Here is a 21543-nt window from a genome sequence, read left to right as displayed (position 1 = left end):
GGTGAATTACACACATACATAGAGCGTGCTCAAACTGATTGTGATATTGCATATTTAGGCGACGATATACGCATATTTATACCAATCTGAGAGCTTAACTCCGCGATAACTATATTAAAATTTCTCATTTAGAATCTACACCTGAGACAAAAGGTCACAGATTTTTCCTTGTTATCACCGAGATTGGCGACTTAGTTATGTGGATAGGTATAAGCTTACGTACACCTTACTTTCCTACTTTGTAGCTTTTGCCTTCATAGCATGCAATGATATTCTTCATCATTCTGTTGCAAAATCCCCTGTATGCTGCTTCTGTAAGCGTGTCTTTAAACCACTTCCACCTATCTAAAAACAGTGCAGCCATTAGCGGGGGAACCGGAAAACTCTGGCAAGCCAGAAATGCCACTTTGACATAATTTTCAGGCGTACGTTTAAACAGCAAATACCCGTCATCACACGCGGCAGAGCCATTTGGGCTGTGCACCGTTTTCATCCATACACGGTGCTCATTCTGACCATATTCGACCTTTTCAAGCTTGTATACGTCTAAGTTACCTTTGCCCATAAATGCGGCGTAATTAGGTTGAGGTAAAGCAACAATACGGGCACCCTGGTAAGTTGGGCGTCCTTTTGTATCCCGCTTTACAATTTGTGTAACCAGGCCCACTGAATCACGATAAAAATCCCCCGCGTGCGCTATGTCGACTTTTTCAACAAATTCATCAAAAGGAAGTTTGAATTCTTGTTCACCATAAAAGTAGGTTGTGTCTTTAAAGTGCACCCAGTGCATCCTGTCTCTATTCCCGGGTGTGCTTAATACTTCTGCTTCAACTTGGCGCAACACGTCGATTATCTGCTCATAGTCGCTGAGTGAGTATTGAGACAGGTCAACATCAAAGGAATACGCTTTACGTCGAACGGTATTTTTCGCAAAAAAGATTTGCGGAGCTTTTGATATATTTACTAATACTTGCGCCAACATGTTTACCTCCCTTGCACCAATCTAGACTCGAAGCGCGTTATTCTTGTTTTCGTTTGTATTCTGTTGCAGAGGCGTCAGTGTTGTTCGTAATGTACTGTGATGGAAACCTAAGCGTGGATCTCCCCACCATTTCAGCGTGTCATCATACTGTTGCATTGAAGGCATTTTTACCGATAAGTTTACGGTATTATCGGGATAGTTATAAACCGTGATTGTATTTAAGCCTCTGTTTGCAGTGAACAAGTACTTCTGATCTGAAGACAACTGACACGCATAAACTGAGTCTAACATTGTCCACCTTGAAGCACGTAAAGCACGCAAATGAAAATGGCCGTTGGTAAAAATGGAGCCTCTGGTCATACTGTCGATAAAAGTCCGCATGCGTTGTCGCGTTGCGCCCAAACGAGCAAGAAACTTGGGTCGCTCATCAATCATCCTGAATGAGCTAAAATCGTCTCTGTCAATCATCACAATTGTACCGCTTGCTCCGTTGCAATAAATCAACTCTTGCTCTGACAGACAAACATCCGAATTGATATGTGCATGAAGGTCTTGGCCAGCGCTCCAGTGTCTGAGCACTTTTCCTGATACCGCGTCAATCTCAAAAACATACTCTTTAAACAGCGAAATGGCCCATTCATGCCAATCACCACCTTGTGGAAGAACACGAAAAGACAGGGCATAAAATTTATCTTCCGTTGGATGGCAGGCAACATGCCAGCATGTTGCAGGCAGCTCGATTTTTCGCACCTCTTTAGTCTGCAAATCCAATATACCGACTTCTTTTGCTTCTCCCTCTTCGGGGTGATCCATACCACCATACACCAGGTAATTTCCTGAGGCTGTTTTTTTCAGCGCGTGCGGTACTTTCAGTCCATGCTTTGCAATGACTTCTGCTTTATCAAGATCCTTGATGTTAATGCTCCACAGGCTCTCGCCGATCGCAACGATCACTTCCTCATCATTCATCCACACAGCATGGGTGCTACCTTTGATAGATGAATTAGTACTTTCGTACCACAAGGTCGAAACTCGGCCTATTTCCTCCAGTGTCTGGGTATCAAAAAACATTAAGTGCTGACCCGTACTACCTAAAAAACCAACTTTCCCATTTGGACTAACACTGACGGCATGGCCGCCCGCCATGCCGTCATAATACTTAATTAGGTAGTCATATTTCTTTGATTCAGGATCATAGCGAAAGGCGCACATCCCTGCGCGGCCCTCTAATCCATTCAGCCCATTTCCATCCAGAGCAATATAAAAAGAATACGGAAACTCCATGTTACTACCGTGCCTCGCTACATTTATCTCGACTCGTTTTGCTTACCGATCTCGGTTTTCCTGTTGCAACACTCTCACCGGCATACATTTTTAGTACGTTACCGGATGTATCATTCCAAAAACGGCGATATGCCCCGCGAGTCAACCACTCTCGATACCACTTCCACTTGCTCAACCCAAATAACACCATGATCCTTGGCAACGGAAACTCTTGCAAAGCCGCAAATTCCAGCTTAGTCCCTTTGCCATCTTCACTGGGTGATAAAGCAAAATAACTGTCATCTATCACAGTAGATGCATTCGGGCTGCATACTGTTTTCATCCAGTTGACCACTTTTTTGTCGTGATACTCCTGAAGCTCCAGCTTATACACATCAAGTTCATCTTTGCCCAAAAACGCGGAATAGTTTGGCTGTGCAAGGGCTGCGATCCGTTCAATTTGCAATGTGGGACGGCCTTTATCATCACGCTTAAAGACTTCAGTATTGATGCCCAAAACATCTCTGAAACAGTCACCGACACGACTGATATCTACACGCTCAACCATCTTTTCATATGGAATGTTAACGATTCGCTCTCCGTAGAATTGCACTCTCAATTCACCGTTAAAATCAATGATCCACTTCATGCCCTTTTCACGAAAAGGGATCTGCTTCAGGTTGTCTACCACTTGTTCAATTTGAGTCTTACTATAGGTAAAATCCTCTTTCTGAAACGCACTGCAGTCCAAAGCCAGGGGCAGCAACTTTTGCTCTATGGACCCTTTTGCCAGCATGATTTGAATTGCTTTAAAGATGGTTTTAGGCGCTATGTCGGATAGCAAGTTCCCCATAGGTACAGTTTCATCTGATGCATGCTTAGCGTACAAACTATCTCTTTGTTCTTTAGTTCTTGGATATTCCCAGCTATCAGCAGCCTTTTTTGGGTGACTCATGTCATTCTCCTTCGATTCTAAAATATTTAACCTATTCCTTGACAACTTAGTTGCTACAGCATGCAGGCTTAGGCACTGAGTTCTACTTCTGATTCTTGAGGTGCGTCATTAAATCGCACGTCCTCACTAAATAACCCTTTCAATATTTGCTGGGTTACATCGGTTAATACCCGGGCAGCAACTGGATTTACTATGCTTTCCAGAGAAGGCACCCCAAAATCAAAATCGACGATCAGGGCAACTCTCACATCACCATCCAGTTGTTCTATATGCCAGGCTCCCAAAAACTCCTCAAAGTCGCCATCGATTTGCTCAAACTCCAGCCGAAGTTCTTCTCGCTTGAACCAGTCCCGTTCGGTCCATTTAAGCAGGCCATTGCGAAACTTGACGACCCAGCTACTTTGGGCCTCTTGTGCGGATTCTCTATCCATCTCAACACTGACAACCGTGTCGACAAGTTCTGCGTAGTGGCGGAAATCGGATAAGGTATCAAATACGTGATCTGCCTGGGTATTAGGGATAACCGCATGGATCTCAACACGTCTCATAATTAAATCACTCCAACTGAATTTAAACTTGGGTATTGCTCAGCTAATGCAATACATGCACTTTCAAATGCTTCTAGTAAAAACACCACGTCACTTTGGCTCATTACCGCAGAAGGAGTGAAGCGCAACACTGCCCCAGCATTAAGCGAGTAATTAACAATCAAACGTCGTTCTATCAGCTCTGCTATTAAGGCGCCTGCCAGACCCGGTGAATGCAGCTCCACACCGATCAACAGACCAATCCCTCTCACTTCTTTTACTAAATGGGCACAATTGTGCCTAACCGTATGTTCAAGGCCTTCTTTAATTTGCTTGCCCAGGGCTGTTGCTTTGGTTGTCAAATCATCGTTTTCTATTGCTTCTATTGCAGCCTTAACAGCAGCCATGGCAATAGGCGCACCAGAAAAGGTCGAGGTATGGATAAAAGGATCCCGATTAAATGCTTTAAATACGTCCGGGGTTGCGACCATAGCCGAAACCGGCACTATGCCACCAGACAGCCCTTTGCCACACAGCATGATATCCGGAGTAACTTGTTCAAAGTCAGCTCCCCACCATCTACCCAAACGCCCCATACCTGTTTGAATTTCATCCAGAATTAGTAACGCATCATATTTGACACACAGAGCTTTAACTGCCTTCAGATAACCGCAAGGCGGTATGCGAACGCCTCCTTCTCCCTGAATAGGCTCTATGATGACAGCCGCTTTTGAGCCCTGCTTTAAAGCGTCTTCCATTGCGTTCAAATCGCCGAACTCAACACAATCGATGTCGCCCAACAACGGTTGGAACGGGCTTTGGTAGACATCATTTGCAGTCACGCTCAATGCCCCCATTGTCTTGCCGTGATAGCCATTTTTCGTCGTTATCAAGCGTGTCCTGCCTAAAGTCCGGCACAACTTAATCGCAGCCTCGGTGGCCTCTGCACCTGAGCCTGCAAAGTGCACATGGCGTAGTCCTTTTGGCGCTATGCGGATCAGTGCTTCGGCAGCGAGCGCTGCGGTTGGTTCAAGTAAAATGCGTGAAGAAACAGGATTGGTCTGGATCTGCTGGATGACAGCCTGCTCGACATGTGGGTGGCGCGCACCATGAATAAATACCCCATAGCCTCCGGCATTGAGATATTGAGTCCCATTCGAGGTTGTGATCCATGCGCCCTTCGAGCTCACTTCCAGATCAGTGCCAAACACATCCGATATTTTGGCTCTGCCTTTAGACAAATGCTGCTTACATAACTGCAAAATCTGTTCAAAGTCAGCGGATGATTTTGCCGCTGGTGCTAATGTATTGTCCATCTGACATCATTCCATTGTTAATACGTTGCCTTCAAACCAACTATGTAAACCTGAAATAGCGCTTGCCCGGGAAGGTGGGTGGAAGCTGATGGCCTGTGCAGCAGATGATAAGTATGAAATTTCAGGGCATTTAATAAATGCAATCCCTCCGAGTAGTTCCACCGACTTAACAATGCTTCTGTGGATTGCATCTGTAACCTGATAACGTGCAATCAGTGCATGTGCCAGACATTCGTTACGATCAGAGCCACTGTCCAGCTCTTGGGCAACAGAGTCCAGCAACATAGAGACACCCTTCAGTTCTGTTGCCAGCGCCACACGTGCCGCTGCATCGCCTCGAGCATTTTCGAACACTCTTTCGACCAGGGACATCGCAGCCCCGAGATAACTGGTAGTCAATAACAATTCAAACCAAATAAAACCATAGGTTTGCAGGTCGTCTAGCTTGCCTTTAAACTCCAGCCCCAGTTCAAAGACCAATTCGGGGTGCACTTCCACGTTATCCAGAACCAGTGCGTCAGACTCAGTCCCTGCAAGAATCTTATTCTGCCAAAATGGTTCTGTCGAAATCCCCGCTGACTTAGCAGGTATCAGCGCCACCCCGGTGACACTTTCCTGTCCCGCTTTTTCTAATTTGACACTGGCAGTGATGAGGTCCATCGAACGGGCTAAACTGCAGGGCTGCTTACGCCCGCTGACCAACCAGTTATTTCCGTCCCATACCGCGCTCATTGTAGGCTCAAGAATACTCTGTCCGGCTCTTCCCTCGGCAAAAGCAGAACACATCAGCAGCTTGTCCCGAGCGATACCGTCTAATAACATCCACTCTGGACCATCGCTGTTTCGCGACAGCTCAATCAGGCTCGCAAGTGAAAATTGGTGCATTGTCGTGCAAAGAGCCAGTGACGGTGCCTTGGAAGCGATAGCCCGTGTCAATTTAATCATATTGACAGCACTGACTCCCGCTCCTCCAAAATCCTCTGAAACAAGCAGCCCGGCACCACCTGCCTCTTTATACCAGTTGATACTGGGATTTTCATTTCCCTCTAATACTTCTAATGGTGTTTCATCGAGACGCGCATTCAGACCTGGTAAATATCGCTCAAGCAATTCTCTCTCTTGCCCTAACAGTTTCATTTTACTTCCTTTTTTGACGTTACGTACTCAAATACTGACTGACGAGGTCGGATCCCTTCACCAACACTTACGCCCTGCAAGTGCGTCGTCCTCAGTAGCGGATAATTCAGCTCACCGAACGGTCCCCCGGTCAGCCCTGTACCGCCATGCGTACCCAGCCATGGTGCAAAGCCAATGTGTGAATCATTAATTTTCAGCAGCCCGCCGTTGTTGACCTGCTTGATTACAAACTCAATGGTTTCTTTATTGCTGGTCCAGAATGAATTACGCAAGCCATAATCATTGCTATTGATAAATTCAATAACTCGATCCAGGCTACTTTTCTCGTCTTCAGCCTCGATCACGATAACCGGCAATAACGGGAAAAAAGTCTCTTTTTTTACACACTCAATCTCCCTAGCTCCGGTTAAGCCCTGAATTTTCACAAGCGTAGGGGAAAGGAAGGGGCCTGTCGGAGATGCTTCACCATCTAGCTCGACTCTGACACCCCCTGTGATCACTTCGCCCCCCTGTTTCACGGCGTCATCCAGGAAACGGAAAAACTCTTCCGTTCTGAGTACGGGAGACAGTAACACGTCTTTTTCTTCTGGCATGCCTGGCTGTATCATACTGACTAACGTCAACAACTTATCCAATAAGCGATCCGCAATGGCAGGATGGATAAGGGCGCATTTTGGTACCATGCAAATTTGCCCTGAACCGAAAAAGCATTCCGTCAGGGCTTCAGCTGCACAGTCTAAATCAGCATCATGCCAGACGACGCATATGTCATTTCCCGCCAGCTCCAGGATCGGCTTTTTCCCCTTCTGAACGGCCTCCTTACCGATTTCGATACCGCGCTCACTGCTACCAAAAAAGAAAATGTCATCCACCAGCGGATTATCCATCCAGCGTGCCATGATCCTGCTCGATGTACCGCAAACCAGGTTCAGCGTGCCGCGCGGAGCACCCACCTCTTCCAAAATGGGCGCGATTATTTCCCGGCAGACATACATGACACCATAAGAGCAACTTCTTGGCGCCTTCACGACCAGGGCATTACCAGCAACTAAGCAGGCAAGTCCACCGACTGAGTTGGAAGCCGCGGCATTTTGAGGTGGACTAAGAGCTACGACACCATCGGCTCTTCTGATCAATTTAAGATCTCTGGGACCAATTTGGCATTCTTCATATAACTGTTTTCGCCACAAAGTAACGGCACTTTCATCCGTGCTTTGCAGTATCCCTGACACTTCCCATTCAGCTAATTTTCTGGGATGACCTTCCTCTATCAGCACATCTATAAACTCTTGCTTGCGATCCTGAACTGCCTGGTGGAATCGTGTGGCGACTTCCAGTCTTTTTTCGATGGGAAATGTAGACCATTGCTTAAACGCAGTACTGGCCGATTCAAGTGCAAGCTGGTGATGTTCGTCGGAAGTAATATCACACCTTGCCGCGACATCTGGATGTGACTCCCCGTCATCACGCCTTCCTTTTTCCAGATTGCGTTTCAATTTAAGGCTTTGAAGTGTATCAGCTAAAACAGACGAAGCTTTGATCGTATATACCCATGAACCAGAAGAAACCTCCTCTCCATTGATATAAGAGTTATAAGAGCGCATACATAGTCCTTCCTTCGACGAAATTATTTTCAAACAATGGGTACATACTTATATATTTGTCAAATCAGATCAACACAATTATTACCAAATACACATTAAAAGAACAAAACCTCCTGTTACAAAAGAAGAAAATAACAAAAACGCGATCTTGCAGATAATTGTATTTACATCAAAACACCTTTTGATTAACCTTGGTACCCAATAAGTATATTTCACTTGTGAGATTTGCACTGTAGCTCACCGGGCAAGGATAATGTGGAGCACATGAGAGATGGATTTGTTAAACAAGCCAGAACAAAAAAAACAACCCAATGAAGCATCATGTCGATACGAGAAATTTAAACAGCTCGATTATCGCTTTTGTGAAATATTCAACAAACTTAACCATATACCTAGACTCAGTAAATTTCTTGGGATCATCAGTATATTAGGAAACGGGCGCTTCTGGTACGCACTCATCCTATTGCAACCCGCCATTGCCGGCAAACCAGGGTTGTTAATATCATTATCCATGATGTTAACCGGGTTAATAACTCTGGTTTTGTATTTATGGATAAAGAAGCAGTTCCAGCGTGACCGCCCCTTCATTAAATTTCCAGATATAAAAATCACAGAGTCAGCGATTGATCTGTATAGCTTCCCCTCTGGTCATACTATGCACTCCGTATGTTTCAGTATTATGCTGGTATCCAGTAACGTCTACTGGGGATTTTTAGTCGTTCCCTTTACGATTTTGGTAAGCCTGTCCAGGGTTGTATTAGGCCTGCATTATCCATCTGATGTAATCGTCGGTGCCTTCATCGGAGCGAGTGTCGCCACAACCTTCCTTTTTCTTGCTCAGCTGAGCATTTCCACAGGAATATAAGTAATGCACAAACTAGTCATGTACTCGATAGCACGCCCCTGGCACACGGTATGCCTTACCCTGATGTTAATTGTCATCGCTACGGCCGGCGCTTTTCAGGGTTTTACATGGAGTATTCCTTTCAAAAATGACTATAAGGTCTTTTTCCGTGAGGATAACCGCTACCTGAATGACTTTTTAAACCTACAGAAGACTTATACAAAGAGTGACAACGTCGCCATCGTTTTAGCCCCAAAATCAGGTACTATTTTTTCGCCACAGACGCTGAGCGTTATTCAGGAGCTGACAGAGCAGGCATGGCAACTGGATCACAGTACGCGTGTCGATTCTGTGAGCAACTTTCAACATAGCTATGCAGATCATGACACCATCATCATTGAGGATCTGGTGCCGCTCGATACGCCGCTCTCAGCGCAACGGGTTGAGCACATAGCGCGAGTTGCGCTTAATGAGCCACTGCTGGTCAAAAGTATTCTGGCACCGGACGGCTCTGCTACTGTCGTCAACATTACTTTTACTATCCCGGATGAGGATATGACCGAGGCAGTGCCTAAAATTGCAGAGGCGACAGAGCGCCTGACGACGGAGTTTGCCAGCCGTTACCCAGATATCGAATTCATGTTGTCAGGTATCGTCACCATGAATAATAGCTTTCAAGACATTGCTATTAGCGATTCGGCAACCCGGATACCTGCAATGTTACTGCTGGTGTTAGTGCTCCTGGCAGTCTTTACCCGCTCGGTTTCTGCCAGCTTAATATCTTTGCTGATCATCATCGTCAGTGTGGTAACCACAATTGGGATATGGGGATGGCTGGGGGGGGAACTCAGTAGTCCGACCACAACCGCGCCAATTGCAATTTTAACGCTGGCAGTCTCTGATTGCGTCCATGTCATTACTTCATATATCAAACAGATCCAACAAGGCGACTCAAAACAGACAGCGATTGAGCGCAGTGTAAAGTCAAATATTCGTCCCATATTCCTCACCAGTATTACCACCGCAATCGGGTTTCTGACAATGAACTTCTCGGACTCTCCTCCTTTTGTTGACTTGGGTAACTTAGTTGCCATCGGTGTCATGCTGGCTTTTTGGTTTACCATCACCGTACTTCCTGCTTTGATGACGATATTTCCTTTCAAAGTTCCGGTTCACGGAAGTAACTATGCGCTAATGAGCCATTTCTCGCAGTTTGTGATCCGTCACCATAAAGTGATATTCGGCATATGTGCAGTTAGCATGACTTTGGCCATTAGTCAGCTTCCCAAAAACCAACTGGATGACGACTTTGTCGATTACTTTGATACATCTGTGCCTTTTAGAACCGCAGCAGACTTTATGGAAGCCAACATAGCGGGCATGACCACCTTGGAATTGTCCTTTGACTCCGGCAGGGCTGAAGGCATTAACGACCCGGCATTTTTAGTATTCATTGATGAGTTCCAACACTGGCTTAAAACACTTGAAGACACTGATCACGTCAACAGCATAACGCACACAATCAAACGCCTAAATATGAACATGCATGGAGACGATCCCAAGTATTACACTTTACCGAATTCCAAAGAGCAGGTGGCACAGTATATTTTACTACTGGAAATGTCATTACCTCTGGGGTTAGATATGAATAACCTGCTGAATGTGGATAAATCAGCAACTCGGGTAACCGTCACTTTTCAGGACCTGACCTCAAATGAAACCATCGCATTAGAAAAGCTGATACAAACCCACTTTAATGCACTAAACAGTCCCTACCATCTATCGATTGCGAGTCCATCGTTGATGTTTTCGCATATTGGCGCTACCAATATAAGAAGTATGTTGGAAGGCGCCACAACTGCCCTGGTGTTGATTTCATTGCTGCTCATTTTGGCACTACGGTCACTCAAAATAGGCCTGATCAGTCTTATTCCGAATTTAACGCCAGCAGCCGTCGCGTTCGGTATTTGGGCATTATACACAGCCGAAGTGGGCTTGGGACTTTCCGTCGTACTGGGTGTGACACTGGGGATAATCGTCGATGATACCGTTCACTTCTTGACCCGCTACCAACACGCCAGGAAAAACCTGGGCTATTCAGCTCAAAACGCTATCCAATACTCATTCGAAGTTGTTGGCACAGCTTTAACCACAACCACAGTAATACTGATAGCAGGCTTTCTTATTATGGCGACCTCCAGCTTGCAAATTAACGCTGAGATGGGACTCATGACCGCAATCACTATCAGTATCGCGCTATTGGTCGACTTTTTGTTTCTCCCCTCATTGTTGTTGTTGCTTGCCAGAGACAAACACGCTGAAACGGATGAGGTACAGAACTTGAATATCTCTGAACCAGACAGAAGAATTGGAAAATAAAGTAAGGAAAAACATGTTTAAACATCTCTTATGTAGTGGCTTAGCGTTGCTAAGCCTGAGCAGTTTTGCTCAGAACGAAAAGGGTATGCAGATTGCTCTGGAGCAGAAAGCCAGGAACTCTGGATGGAATAGCTCCTATTCAGAGTTCAAAATGGTGCTGCAAAGTAAGACAGGTGATAAAAGTACGCGAGAAATGCGCCTTAAAACACTTGAGGTCGATAACGATGGTGATAAGTCTTTGATTGTATTTGACCGTCCAAATGATGTGAAAGGCACTGTATTTCTCAACCATTCCCACATTAATGATGCAGATGAACAATGGCTGTACCTGCCAGCATTAAAACGTACAAAGACGATCGCCTCACGTAATAAGTCAGGCCCATTTGTCGGCAGTGAGTTTTCATTTGAAGATCTGGCCTCTTTCGAGGTGGGAAAATATCAATTTACATACCTGGGAGAGGACACCATTGCTGATAGGAAAGTGTATAAAGTTGAGCAAGTCCCGGTTGATAAGTTTTCCGGCTATAAAAAACGGATTGCATGGATAGATTCACAACGTTATATCCCTCTTAAAATTGAGTTCTTTGACCGAAAAGGCAGCGCCTTAAAAACGCTGACAATGACCGACTATCAGCTCTACCTTGATAAGTACTGGAGGTCTCACCATATGCTGATGGATAACCACCAGACAGGCAAATCAACCACGCTGATCACAGAAAAGTTTGAATTCAACATCGACTTACGTGTTCAAGACTTTGCTAACAGAAGGTTACATAAGGTTCGCTAATGCAGCGCAAAGTTATTTTAAGTAAACGACTGCTGGCCATGATAGCGCTGACAGGAGATGTACATGCCTATGAATTACAGGGTAATCTGAACTTAGAGCAGCGACATTATGTCAGCGAGGGAGAGCAGCAACCTGAACAGTATGAGGCGACGCTATCATTTCAGCCAGAGTTATATTATAGCCAGGGTGATCTTGAGTTAAACATCAAACCATATGCAAGGGTCAACTCCTTGGATAACAGTAAATCAGAGTTTTACTTTAAGGAGTTAAACCTGACTTACACCGCTGATATCCACGAGTTTAAGGTGGGTATCAACCAAGTATTTTGGGGGGTCACTGAGTCCCAGCATATCATCGATATCATCAACCAAACCGATACGTTGGCCAGTGTGGACTTTGAACAGAAAATTGGCCAGCCCATGCTTCAGTATACCTACTATGCAAATGAAGGGGCATTGCAGGTTTTTTTGCTAACTCATTTTCAGGCGCCCTTGTATGCATCGGATGACGGTCGCTTAAGAGCCCAGGTGCCGGTCGACCCTGCTCTCACTGAGTACCAGTCAAGCAGTGGCAAAAATCGCAAAGACCTGGCAATTCGCTATAGTAGTCAGCTCGCCGAAATAGACTATAGTCTGCACTATTTTAACGGGATCCAACGCAACCCAGAGTTACAATATTCCCCTTCTCATTCTGCACTGGCTCCCTTTCACCCAACCATTGAACAGATTGGGCTGGAGTCGCAACTCGTTCAGGGGAGCTGGCTATTCAAGCTGGAAGGTTATCACCGCCACGCATCACACAATTATACCGCGTTAACGAGTGGATTTGAGTACTCATTTGTCGGCATCTTTGATTCGCAGTGGGACGTCAATGCAATTGTGGAATATCAATATGACTCACGTCAGGATGCGAGCTTAGCGCAAGGGCAAAATGATGTGTTCATAGGCGCGCGAGTTACACTCAACGATATGGACGGCACTACCGCACTATTTGGTGTAGCCCAGGACCTGGACGACACCAGCACGGTTAGCGGACGACTTGAGATGTCTAGTCGGTTTAATAACAGCTGGCGATGGCGCTTGGAAGGATGGATGTTTCAAACGGACTCGGCAAGCGAAATTACCTATTTCGCCCGCAAAGATGACTTCGTTCAGTTTTCATTGGAGTACTACTTTTAATACTGCATGGATCATCGCTACCTGAGCTGGGATACCATTTGCACCTAAAACCAGAACCCGACAAACCAGCGCCTGTATTTTCTGGTGGATGTCCCATAGTAACTAAAGTAGTAGCTTCATTGAGTAACTGAATACATGGCCGGATGACAATAGCCAAACGGCCATTCGCATTAGTTCGTATTCGTCAGCGTTCGATATTCATCAAACGAAGACTGAGAGTGTCACATCAGTGAATTATAGGCTTTATTCATCACCTCAACCGAAATATTATTGTTTTGGTAGTTCCCGACAATCCTGTTCACTTTAAGTTGCTTACTGCGAACAAAATCGATAAAAGCACGGGTGTAATTGGGGATCACTTTAGGAATCGTATTATCGTAAGCAATGTGAAGAAAATCGGCCTGGAAGATGATCCCTTCATACTCGAAATGAACAAAGCTCTGCCGCTTAGAATGCAAACTTTCCAATATATAAAAGCGTGCGCCATCAATAAGCTGCTCATCTTTTATCGCTCGAAACTTGAAGCCTTCAATGTCATTTGCAAAATCCGGGTAGGCTTTGATGGCCGCGATACTATATTCATCGGCAAGTATTTCTATGCCTTGCTTAGCAAAAACGCCAAGTCCGGCAATATCAGCTTCCTGAGCATGTGTAACATGAATTGCGCTGATTTTTTTCTCTGGGAATTGCTCACGGATCAAGTTAATCGTTTTAGTCGCTAACTCAGGGTATCCTGCTGCACCAAACACAGTAATTTCATCACCATTGACTTTGAATACACTGTTCCGCCAGGCCGCCGAGTCTGCTACAAGATACAGTCCGGTTGCTATTTCTTTTGCTACGAGAATACCATCGCCCGCCTGAACTTCGGGGCCATACCCTGGTGGTAGCTGAAGCTTGGAGGCATCGACCTCCTCAATAATTTCAAGCTTGTCATTGAAACTAATGTAAGCAGGTACTTTTTCTCCGTTATAGTATTTTTTTACCTGACGGGCAAACGTGATGCCTCTCGTTGTTTGATAATCATCATAAACATAGAATGCCTGCCTTGTTTTATTGTTGACCGTTACCAATTGCAGCGAGTTATTGCTAAATTCATAATCGACAATGTGATCTAGCGCATTTTTATGAGTCAGAATGGTTGTTCCCGCAGCCTTGTCCTGATGCAGGGTAATATTATCTGCAACATTGCTCTCGTCAAGTAAGGGCCTTACCACGATAAAGTCGATGTTAAAGGCATGATAATGCATAAATCGGTCAAAATTACCTAAACCTTCATTAAAGTAGCGCTTGCCTAAATAGTTACCATTCTTTTCATAGAAATAACTGTGTGTATCATTCTGAAACTGAACCCGGTCGAGTACCTCTCCCCCCGGGCCGTACAGTATGTCATTGTCATAAAAATGTTTTTTATCTAGATCGACTTCAACCATACGCACCGACATCACTCTGTTTGGCACCTGATAATCCCAGTAGTCATGAGATCTGAATTGCTTATTGAAGAAATGATAATTGAGCGAAAAAGCCGTAATAGACCTGGTTTTCTCATAATGAGTTTTTAGCTTGTCAACAAACGCTTCCGTTTCCCCCGCCCAGACGTGCACAGATATTATTGCCAAATAGGCAGCGACACAGTGCAGTAAGCCCTTAACGTAGCGGGCATGCATAAAATTCTTAAACATGATTGTTACTTTCCTTATTTTGCAATTTCAAAACGACTAGAATAAGATAGCCGCGCAATCAGCTCCGTTCATTAATTGTGCGACCACAGGTAAGCGTTGTGCGTTCAACCGCATTGTTCACTCGCTGGGGAGATATTGTTTAGTTACAGCTCTGAACTTTTTGAAACTTTACATTCATCAAAAACCGGCAGGCCTGATTGCAACTCAATGATCTGCCACCACTTCGGGACAATTCACCTGACTAGGGTTGTAAATTAATTTAGCCAAGCCCCCACTCCTTAAGCCATACTTCTATCATACTCTAGCTGTAAAATTCGGATGTGACTAACCGGCGATTCAGCTGTTAAGATTAAATTGAACCTGGCTCACCAAGGACAACCCTATGCCAACCACTTCAATCGAAATAGGTTTACCCATTGCACTGATATTGATCATGACCGGTGTTGGCTTAAGCTTAAAACCCGCAGACTTTCAGCGTGTGTACTTACAACCAAAAAGCTTTTTCATCGGAGCTGTGTGTCAGTTGGTTCTGCTCCCCTTGCTCGCAATGGCTGTTATTGTGGTTACAGGACTAACAGGGGAGCTGGCAATTGGCTTATTTATTCTGGCTTTGTGCCCGGGAGGCACAACTTCCAACCTCTATACATATCTCGCCAAAGGAGATGTAGGCCTGTCAGTGTCTTTAACGGCAGTGGTAGGGTTTATCACCCCATTTAGTTTGCCATTCTTAGCCGCATGGGCAATCGGATATTATGGGCAAAACGGCTCATTAATCGAGTTCCCTATTTTAAAAGCCTGGATTCAACTTATTGTGGTCGGTGTTCTACCAGTTCTGGTCGGCATGGCTATCAATGCCAGGTGGCCTGAATGTGCTAAAGCAGCCAGCCCCTATATCAGCGGGTTCTCAATCGCTGTTTTGCTGCTGGTGATTGTCAGCATCTGTTATAAACTGGGCGATAAGCTGATTGACTACCTGGTCTTGGCAGGTCCCTCTGTCATCATCTTAAACCTTGTTTCAATGATTGCTGGATTTCTGGTGGCGCACACTACTTTACACTGCGCTACACGGACTCGCACTATTACCCTCGAGGTTGGCCTGCAAAATGGTACACTCGCCCTTTTAGTAACAACAGGCCTGTTGGGCAATGAAGTGATGTCTATTGCACCGAGCATATACAGCTTGTTTATGTTTGTCAGTGCAGGTTTATTTACTGCCTGGGTTATTAAAGGGCCGTCAAAGTTCTCGAGCGGGTAGGTGAACTGCTCTGTTTAATAGAAAAATGATGTATGACTCATTCATCGCAAAGTGCATGAGTACATAGCCAGAACAATCATCCTCAATCCATTCAGTCTTATCTATAGGTAGGTGTTTCCCCAAATCTACTACAAATCTACTACAAATCTACTACAAATCTAAACTAGTGTTGCAAATCAATTGTAGAATAAGTCGCCTTCTCCAAATCAACCTCATAATACACGTGCGATTGTACAGTCCTGTATATAAATAAGAAATCGCCACTTGTAGTCGATTCTGTGACTTGCATTAACTCTATATTTTTGTCGATAGCAATTGAGTTGTGCACTTCAAATATACGAGACAAGAGGCTTTCACTGACCTGCTGTTCCCGTAAATTCAATATAACACCTTTGTCTGTACAGTTACCATTTGCTCTAGAAACCAACTCACTTCTTTGGTGAATGAGGGCTTTTTTTGTATGTATAACAATCACCTTGTTTGTTATACAAAACCCCCACTTTTTAATCGTTGGGGCAGTCACTTCAACCACTTCTTCTCCTTGCTGAGATGTAAAGAGAGCACTTTTTCTCTTTATATCAAGCTGATAGTCAGTGGCCTGTACATTCAAAGATGCAGCCAAAAATAATAAAAGATACATATTACTCAAAACCTGCTTTCCTGTATGCCTTAAATTGCCGCATTCAGTGCCCATATCGCTATCGTCGCAAAAATATAACCACTGGGGTCAGTCTTATTCAGCGGGTTATTTACCACATACGAATAACGGTTCAGATTCTGAATATTCTCCGGCGCCTGCACCATAGGATCTGCCTGTAAGATTCGCCCCAGGATAGGGTCATAAATACGCCCGCCCATATGCACCAGGCCCACTTCATCCATTTGCTCGTGACCCGTGTAACCACGTAACGTCAGCTTGCTGGTGAACTTACTTTGGTCACTGAAGTCCCTCGCCCAGGTGGTCGCATTGCGACGCGCACCAAACACATCAAAGCTCATCACCTGCTCTTTCTTACCGCTGGCATCCGCAATCACATGTGTTGAACCCAGATGGTCATCCAACATAAAGCGAGTGGTCGCCTGGTTGTTCACAGTGGTGATCAACACCTTGCCTGCAATATAGCGCTTGCTCACCCAGGAGCTCTGACCGTCATCTCCACATTTCCCACATAACGGGTTTCCTGCGCGATTGGAATAAAGGTGCTGATATCTCCATTGAGGAGAGGCAGCAGCAAGCCTTTTTCACCGCCAAACTCAGTTCGCTTATAACGCTTACCCGAACCCGAATAGGCAAACTCCACCCAGTAGCAACTGCATAGCCACACACATCAATGCAAAACACCTTCGCAAGGGTCAGCAATTTTTCCTCAACCCAGTCTCGCCGATGCTCATAAGACTTGCCCGTAACGCGGTCTTTGCCGCACAGAAATGCCCGGCAAACACACCGGGATAAACAGTGATAGTACTTAGTGGCTGATAATCTGACCTGCTTCTTCCTTGCAGTTGGCATAGTTTGTCATTCTCAATCCATTGAGCATTACCTAAAGGTAGACGGCGTACAGCCTGAACGCCAACTTTAGGTGGCTGTCCATGTAACTCTGTAACTTTCCTTGTTGGATTGCAGAGAATGAGCATAAGGCTACATGCTACTACACCCACCTTTTCCTATATTGATATAGTTAGCACTCATAAAGAACTCTAGGTCGGGGTTTTTATGGAGAATAAGAGGGGCATAATGTAACCTGTAAGACTTCTTCTCACTAATGTTAAAGCGCTTTATGAAGTCCACTTCAAATTGAAACCCTCCATATGGCGATATGTTAATCTCTTTAGACGCAGCATTAGCTACATAACCACTGCGCTCGGTCAAATCAATATCTGCGATTGCTACGCCTTCTTCATTATAGGTATTCAGGTTAAACGCAATACCACTGTTACCCACTACCCCTAATTGCTCACTAGATATATTAAATTCATGCCCACTAACGTTCACAATATCAAATCTAACACTAAAGTCAGTCTCTCCACAGGAAGTATATACATGTAAATATTTCCTATGCCCTCCCTCTTCCACAGCAAATGAAGCAACGGAGAACAGGTATAGAACGAACCAAATTAATTTCAAGTTATTCCCCTAACTTAATTTTTCTAAGAGTAAAGTCTAAAGTATAGCTATTATTAAACAAATTAACCCTACTTGACTGAATTAGCGCGAGTCCGCTTTTGTCCCAAGGAACTGTGCCAAAATTTGCAACTCCACTGGTTTTAGAAAGTGATGAAAAAGCGGCATCCATCCCCCATCCTCTGTGGTGTATACCTCCGACATGCATCAACTCATGTGTGATTGCCGCTTGGGCGTCAGGAACGAAGGCCTTTAGATATACATCCGCGTTAACAGCTATCTGGCCGTTGTACTCTATTGCATTCAAATCCGAAGAGCCATCAAACACCCTTATTTTAGATGGATTACTTATTATTTCAGACAATTTATCGTCGAGCTCCTGTGCTCTAGCAATAAGTAAGTCTCCAACAGATCCTTTTAATCCATCTATTGAGCCAAACATATCCCCTTTCTCAAACCCAAAGTTATGCTTGGCTAATTCATAGTACTCCCCTGATCTAGCCTCCATTGAACTAATGAACTCTCGAATATTCTTCTGTTCTGTAGTCGCTCGCCCAATGATTTGCTTTTTTTGCGCATCAGTTGGTGACCTTGTTCCGTGGCTGTCTACTTCACCCTTGCCACTCTTATTCACTTTTTCTCCAGAGTTTCCATCTGTCTCACTATTGCCCTGTTCTTTAGTCTCCAAGCCACCAACACAGCCACCACCCGCGGCCATATTTAGCATGCAGGTAACCGCTTGACCCTTTGCAAAGCTTTTCGCAAATCCACCCGCAAAGTTTGCAAGCGCAGTCCCTCCATTATTAGCAGCCTGAATAATACCGACAGCAAGCTTGGCATAGCCATAATACTCGTATGCGGTAAATGCAGCAGACATGATTGCTCCAATTGTTGTTGCTAAAAATGCCTTGGTAGCAAAGGTATTGAACGCCCAAACAGCAATAGTCATGAAGATATAACCACTGGGGTCCGTCTTATTCAGCGGGTTATTCACAACATACGAGTAGCGGTTCAGGTTCTGAATATTCTCCGGCGCCTGCACCATAGGATCTGCCTGTAAGAATCGCCCCAGGATAGGGTCATAAATACGCCCGCCCATATGCACCAGGCCCACTTCATCCATTTGCTCGTGACCCGTGTAACCACGTAACGTCAGCTTGCTGGTGAACTTACTTTGGTCACTGAAGTCCCTAACCCAGTTGGTCGCGTTTCGCCGTGCTCCAAACACATCAAAGCTCATCACCTGCTCTTTCTTACCACTGGCATCTGCAATCACATGCGTTGAACCCAGATGGTCGTCCAGCATAAAGCGTGTGGTCGCCCGGTTATTCACTGTGGTGATAAGCACTTTACCTGCAATGTAACGTTTGCTCACCCAGGTGCTTTGACCACCATAGCGGATGAACTCCACATTGCCCACATAACGGGTTTCCTGTGCGATTGGAATAAAGGTTTTGATTCGGCCATTGAGAATAGGCAGCAGCAAGCCTTTTTCACCACCAAATTCTGTACGCTTATAACGCTTACCTGAGCCCGAGTAGGCAAACTCCACCCAGTAGCTGTCTTTTTTGATATAAACCGGCTTGTGGAAGGTGTTGTATACCAGCTCACGAGCGTTGTCCTTCACCATGTTACCTGCTGCATCGTACTGGTAGGTATTGGCTCTGTCACCCGTGACTTTGGTCACCGCATGAGGGCGGCTCGACTGGTAATGATAATGGCCCACACCTGTTTTATAGGTGATGTTACCCAGCTCATTATAGCTGATTGTGGTGCTCGGCCCCCCTGATATCGCGCTGCTGGTAACCCGGTTCAGGCTGTCATACCCAAAGGTTTCTTTCTTACCAATTGTATGGTCCTGACGATAATTCAGGTTGCCCAGGTTGCTCCAGTTGTAAGTCCAGTTCTGTAACGTGCCGTTACCCGTTGACCTCAGACTGGTCAGTAACCCGGTTTTATCATCGAACACTTTAGTGCGGGTAATACGGCTGCCCAGTTTCTCCGTGGTGATATTACCAAAGGCATCGGTCGCCGTGGCCTGCCAGACAGTGCTGTTAGTCTGTAAGTCTTTAAGAGAACTTAGGTGCTTATGAGCATTGTAGTGGTAGGTCACTGACTTGCCCGAGGCATCCGTCTCTTTATCCAGCTGACCGGCATTGTTATAACGCGCACTTTCTTTATAGGTCGTGCCGTCAATCACCGTATGCTTTTCTCGGGTGCGACCAAAACTGTCGTAGTAGAAGCGCTCGGTAAATCCTGTGACCCTGTCGGTCGTCACCGCAATCATCCCCTTGGCATACGAACCACTGTCATAGGTATTCACCACATGATGCTCAAGCTTCGTACCACCGCGCTTGCGCTGTACTTCTGTTGTCCGTCCCAGCACATCGTACTGATAGGTGATCACATTGCCATTGCTGTCTGACTCGCGGGTTACCTGATGATAGGCATTGTAAGTATAATTGATGGTGCCCTTGTCAGGGTCGACAACCCGGGTTTTATTACCGTACTTATCAAAACTGACCTGGATCTTATTGCCCTTAGGGTCTGTCAGCAGGCGTGACTTGCCGTTTTCATCATACTCATAGTATGCCGATTTACGGTTTGCATCTGTGACTTTGACCAGCAGACCCATCGCATTTGTCAGCTGGGTATTTTTACGATTCGACGGGTTAACCGTAGTCACGCTCTCGCCGTTGTACTCGGTTTTCCAAATGGAGCCATCGGCCTTAGTTACCTGTACAACCCGATTCTGCTTATCGTATTTGTACACATTCCAAAGCGGTGTGCCACCATGGAAATATGGCATAGACTCTTTATACTTGCGACCTTTGCTGTCATACAAGTAATCAACGTTGATAAATGTGCCGCTCAGGGACATGCCAGACTCACGCAGCAGACGACCATACTTATCAAAGTACTTTCGGCTGGTAGGTTCGCTCTCAGACACACTTTCCTCGTAATACCTCGCACCGCTCACACAGCCATTACCGCTGGTACACCAGTATTTACTCTGGCTGCTGCTCAATGCCTTAGTACCAGTTTTACTTGTGTTGTCGGCCGGAGTTGAAGTTTCTCCCGTCAGGCGACCTAGCTTATTATAGGTATAGTAAGTGCGCTGACCATTGGCAGTCTGGGTATAGGACTTGCGGCCCAGGCTGTCATGGGCAATGGTACTGCGATGGCCAAGACTGTTCTTCTCACCAGTGACTAACCGATAAGTACCGTCATAGTAGGTTTCCAGTGTCTTGGTGGGTAAGCCCGGCTTGCTGACCGTCTCTTTGCTGATCAGGCCATAGCTGTTCAGAGTATAGCTTTTCACCACACCGTTATCTGCGGTTGTCTTTGTCAGCCGGCCTTTGCTGTCATACGCAAAGGTTGAAGTATGGGTGATTGAGATGGACGCTCCTAAATCGGCGTCAATGCGCCAAACTGAGAGTGATATTTACAGTTAACAGGAGCATCCATCATGAATCAAGTTAGCACATTATCCATCGACTTGGCTAAAAACG

At 45.4% G+C, this 21543-nt stretch carries 17 protein-coding genes and 1 pseudogene; 5 read left to right on the top strand and 13 right to left on the bottom strand.

All coding sequences use genetic code 11. The features are described 5' to 3' along the window. Positions 1 to 226 precede the first annotated feature (226 nt). The 7 genes from MHN33_RS21450 to MHN33_RS21420 form a co-directional block, all read right to left on the bottom strand. A complete protein-coding gene (locus MHN33_RS21450) occupies positions 227 to 982 on the bottom strand; it encodes a hypothetical protein (RefSeq protein WP_239401229.1) in 756 nt (251 codons plus the stop codon). 21 nt (positions 983 to 1003) lie between these two features. After that, positions 1004 to 2266: a hypothetical protein gene (locus tag MHN33_RS21445; protein ID WP_239401227.1), complete on the bottom strand. Its 1263-nt coding sequence runs from the start codon at positions 2264 to 2266 to the stop codon at positions 1004 to 1006. 4 nt (positions 2267 to 2270) lie between these two features. Further along, entirely contained in the window at positions 2271 to 3200 is a 930-nt protein-coding gene (locus MHN33_RS21440) for a hypothetical protein (protein WP_239401225.1), read from the bottom strand. A gap of 68 nt (positions 3201 to 3268) precedes the next feature. Continuing rightward, positions 3269 to 3748, bottom strand: a complete 480-nt coding sequence (locus MHN33_RS21435) for an SRPBCC family protein (RefSeq protein WP_239401223.1) — start codon at positions 3746 to 3748, stop codon at positions 3269 to 3271. 2 nt (positions 3749 to 3750) lie between these two features. Continuing rightward, positions 3751 to 5043: an aspartate aminotransferase family protein gene (locus tag MHN33_RS21430; RefSeq protein WP_239401221.1), complete on the bottom strand. Its 1293-nt coding sequence runs from the start codon at positions 5041 to 5043 to the stop codon at positions 3751 to 3753. A 6-nt stretch (positions 5044 to 5049) separates the two neighbouring features. Next, a complete protein-coding gene (locus MHN33_RS21425; RefSeq protein WP_239401219.1) occupies positions 5050 to 6180 on the bottom strand; it encodes an acyl-CoA dehydrogenase family protein in 1131 nt (376 codons plus the stop codon). Next, on the bottom strand, positions 6177 to 7784 hold the full coding sequence (locus MHN33_RS21420; protein WP_239401217.1) for an aldehyde dehydrogenase: 1608 nt from the start codon (positions 7782 to 7784) through the stop codon (positions 6177 to 6179). Before MHN33_RS21420 ends, MHN33_RS21425 begins: the two co-directional genes overlap by 4 nt. A gap of 271 nt (positions 7785 to 8055) precedes the next feature. Between MHN33_RS21420 and MHN33_RS21415 the strand changes: the two genes are divergently transcribed. From MHN33_RS21415 to MHN33_RS21400, 4 genes are read left to right on the top strand one after another with little or no spacing between them, the layout of a single operon-like run. Next, complete coding sequence (locus MHN33_RS21415) at positions 8056 to 8649, top strand: phosphatase PAP2 family protein (protein ID WP_239401215.1); 594 nt, start codon at positions 8056 to 8058, stop codon at positions 8647 to 8649. A 3-nt stretch (positions 8650 to 8652) separates the two neighbouring features. Then, positions 8653 to 11007, top strand: a complete 2355-nt coding sequence (locus MHN33_RS21410) for an MMPL family transporter (RefSeq protein WP_239401213.1) — start codon at positions 8653 to 8655, stop codon at positions 11005 to 11007. Positions 11008 to 11020: 13 nt separating this feature from the next. Continuing rightward, positions 11021 to 11794 carry an outer membrane lipoprotein-sorting protein gene (locus MHN33_RS21405; protein WP_239401211.1) on the top strand — a complete coding sequence of 258 codons (774 nt, stop codon included), beginning with the start codon at positions 11021 to 11023 and terminating at the stop codon, positions 11792 to 11794. Then, positions 11794 to 12972 (top strand): hypothetical protein, encoded by a 1179-nt coding sequence (locus MHN33_RS21400; RefSeq protein ID WP_239401209.1) that lies wholly within the window; start codon positions 11794 to 11796, stop codon positions 12970 to 12972. Before MHN33_RS21405 ends, MHN33_RS21400 begins: the two co-directional genes overlap by 1 nt. A 221-nt stretch (positions 12973 to 13193) precedes the next feature. Here the strand turns inward: MHN33_RS21400 and MHN33_RS21395 are convergent, their stop codons facing one another. After that, positions 13194 to 14654, bottom strand: coding sequence for a hypothetical protein (locus MHN33_RS21395; protein WP_239401207.1), 1461 nt, complete (start codon positions 14652 to 14654; stop codon positions 13194 to 13196). A 382-nt stretch (positions 14655 to 15036) separates the two neighbouring features. Between MHN33_RS21395 and MHN33_RS21390 the strand changes: the two genes are divergently transcribed. Beyond that, positions 15037 to 15909, top strand: a complete 873-nt coding sequence (locus MHN33_RS21390) for a bile acid:sodium symporter family protein (protein WP_275442972.1) — start codon at positions 15037 to 15039, stop codon at positions 15907 to 15909. 163 nt (positions 15910 to 16072) lie between these two features. On the opposite strand, the gene MHN33_RS21385 is transcribed toward MHN33_RS21390, so the two are convergent. The 5 genes and pseudogenes from MHN33_RS21385 to MHN33_RS21365 all read right to left on the bottom strand — a co-directional run bounded on the left by MHN33_RS21385 (position 16073) and on the right by MHN33_RS21365 (position 21353). Further along, positions 16073 to 16558 (bottom strand): hypothetical protein, encoded by a 486-nt coding sequence (locus tag MHN33_RS21385; protein WP_239401203.1) that lies wholly within the window; start codon positions 16556 to 16558, stop codon positions 16073 to 16075. A 20-nt stretch (positions 16559 to 16578) separates the two neighbouring features. Further along, positions 16579 to 17043, bottom strand: a complete 465-nt coding sequence (locus MHN33_RS21380) for an RHS repeat-associated core domain-containing protein (RefSeq protein ID WP_239401201.1) — start codon at positions 17041 to 17043, stop codon at positions 16579 to 16581. A gap of 175 nt (positions 17044 to 17218) precedes the next feature. After that, positions 17219 to 17419: pseudogene (locus tag MHN33_RS21375) on the bottom strand (transposase); the annotation flags it as partial. A 129-nt stretch (positions 17420 to 17548) separates the two neighbouring features. Next, on the bottom strand, positions 17549 to 18034 hold the full coding sequence (locus MHN33_RS21370; RefSeq protein WP_239401199.1) for a hypothetical protein: 486 nt from the start codon (positions 18032 to 18034) through the stop codon (positions 17549 to 17551). A gap of 1 nt (position 18035) precedes the next feature. Beyond that, positions 18036 to 21353, bottom strand: coding sequence for an RHS repeat-associated core domain-containing protein (locus MHN33_RS21365; protein WP_239401197.1), 3318 nt, complete (start codon positions 21351 to 21353; stop codon positions 18036 to 18038). Between the last annotated feature and the right edge of the window lie 190 nt (positions 21354 to 21543).

This window comes from Pseudoalteromonas sp. OOF1S-7 (genome assembly GCF_022347765.1).
In the GTDB taxonomy this organism is placed as follows: domain Bacteria; phylum Pseudomonadota; class Gammaproteobacteria; order Enterobacterales; family Alteromonadaceae; genus Pseudoalteromonas.
This window is presented reverse-complemented; position numbering and strand designations above follow the sequence as displayed.

What these genes read in the sequence shown, in the direction of transcription:
- MHN33_RS21450 (WP_239401229.1), bottom strand. Translation starts at nt 982, where the DNA reads ATGTTGGCGCAAGTATTAGTAAATATATCAAAAGCTCCGCAAATCTTT.
- MHN33_RS21445 (WP_239401227.1), bottom strand. Translation starts at nt 2,266, where the DNA reads ATGGAGTTTCCGTATTCTTTTTATATTGCTCTGGATGGAAATGGGCTG.
- MHN33_RS21440 (WP_239401225.1), bottom strand. Translation starts at nt 3,200, where the DNA reads ATGAGTCACCCAAAAAAGGCTGCTGATAGCTGGGAATATCCAAGAACT.
- MHN33_RS21435 (WP_239401223.1), bottom strand. Translation starts at nt 3,748, where the DNA reads ATGAGACGTGTTGAGATCCATGCGGTTATCCCTAATACCCAGGCAGAT.
- MHN33_RS21430 (WP_239401221.1), bottom strand. Translation starts at nt 5,043, where the DNA reads ATGGACAATACATTAGCACCAGCGGCAAAATCATCCGCTGACTTTGAA.
- MHN33_RS21425 (WP_239401219.1), bottom strand. Translation starts at nt 6,180, where the DNA reads ATGAAACTGTTAGGGCAAGAGAGAGAATTGCTTGAGCGATATTTACCA.
- MHN33_RS21420 (WP_239401217.1), bottom strand. Translation starts at nt 7,784, where the DNA reads ATGCGCTCTTATAACTCTTATATCAATGGAGAGGAGGTTTCTTCTGGT.
- MHN33_RS21415 (WP_239401215.1), top strand. Translation starts at nt 8,056, where the DNA reads ATGGATTTGTTAAACAAGCCAGAACAAAAAAAACAACCCAATGAAGCA.
- MHN33_RS21410 (WP_239401213.1), top strand. Translation starts at nt 8,653, where the DNA reads ATGCACAAACTAGTCATGTACTCGATAGCACGCCCCTGGCACACGGTA.
- MHN33_RS21405 (WP_239401211.1), top strand. Translation starts at nt 11,021, where the DNA reads ATGTTTAAACATCTCTTATGTAGTGGCTTAGCGTTGCTAAGCCTGAGC.
- MHN33_RS21400 (WP_239401209.1), top strand. Translation starts at nt 11,794, where the DNA reads ATGCAGCGCAAAGTTATTTTAAGTAAACGACTGCTGGCCATGATAGCG.
- MHN33_RS21395 (WP_239401207.1), bottom strand. Translation starts at nt 14,654, where the DNA reads ATGTTTAAGAATTTTATGCATGCCCGCTACGTTAAGGGCTTACTGCAC.
- MHN33_RS21390 (WP_275442972.1), top strand. Translation starts at nt 15,037, where the DNA reads ATGCCAACCACTTCAATCGAAATAGGTTTACCCATTGCACTGATATTG.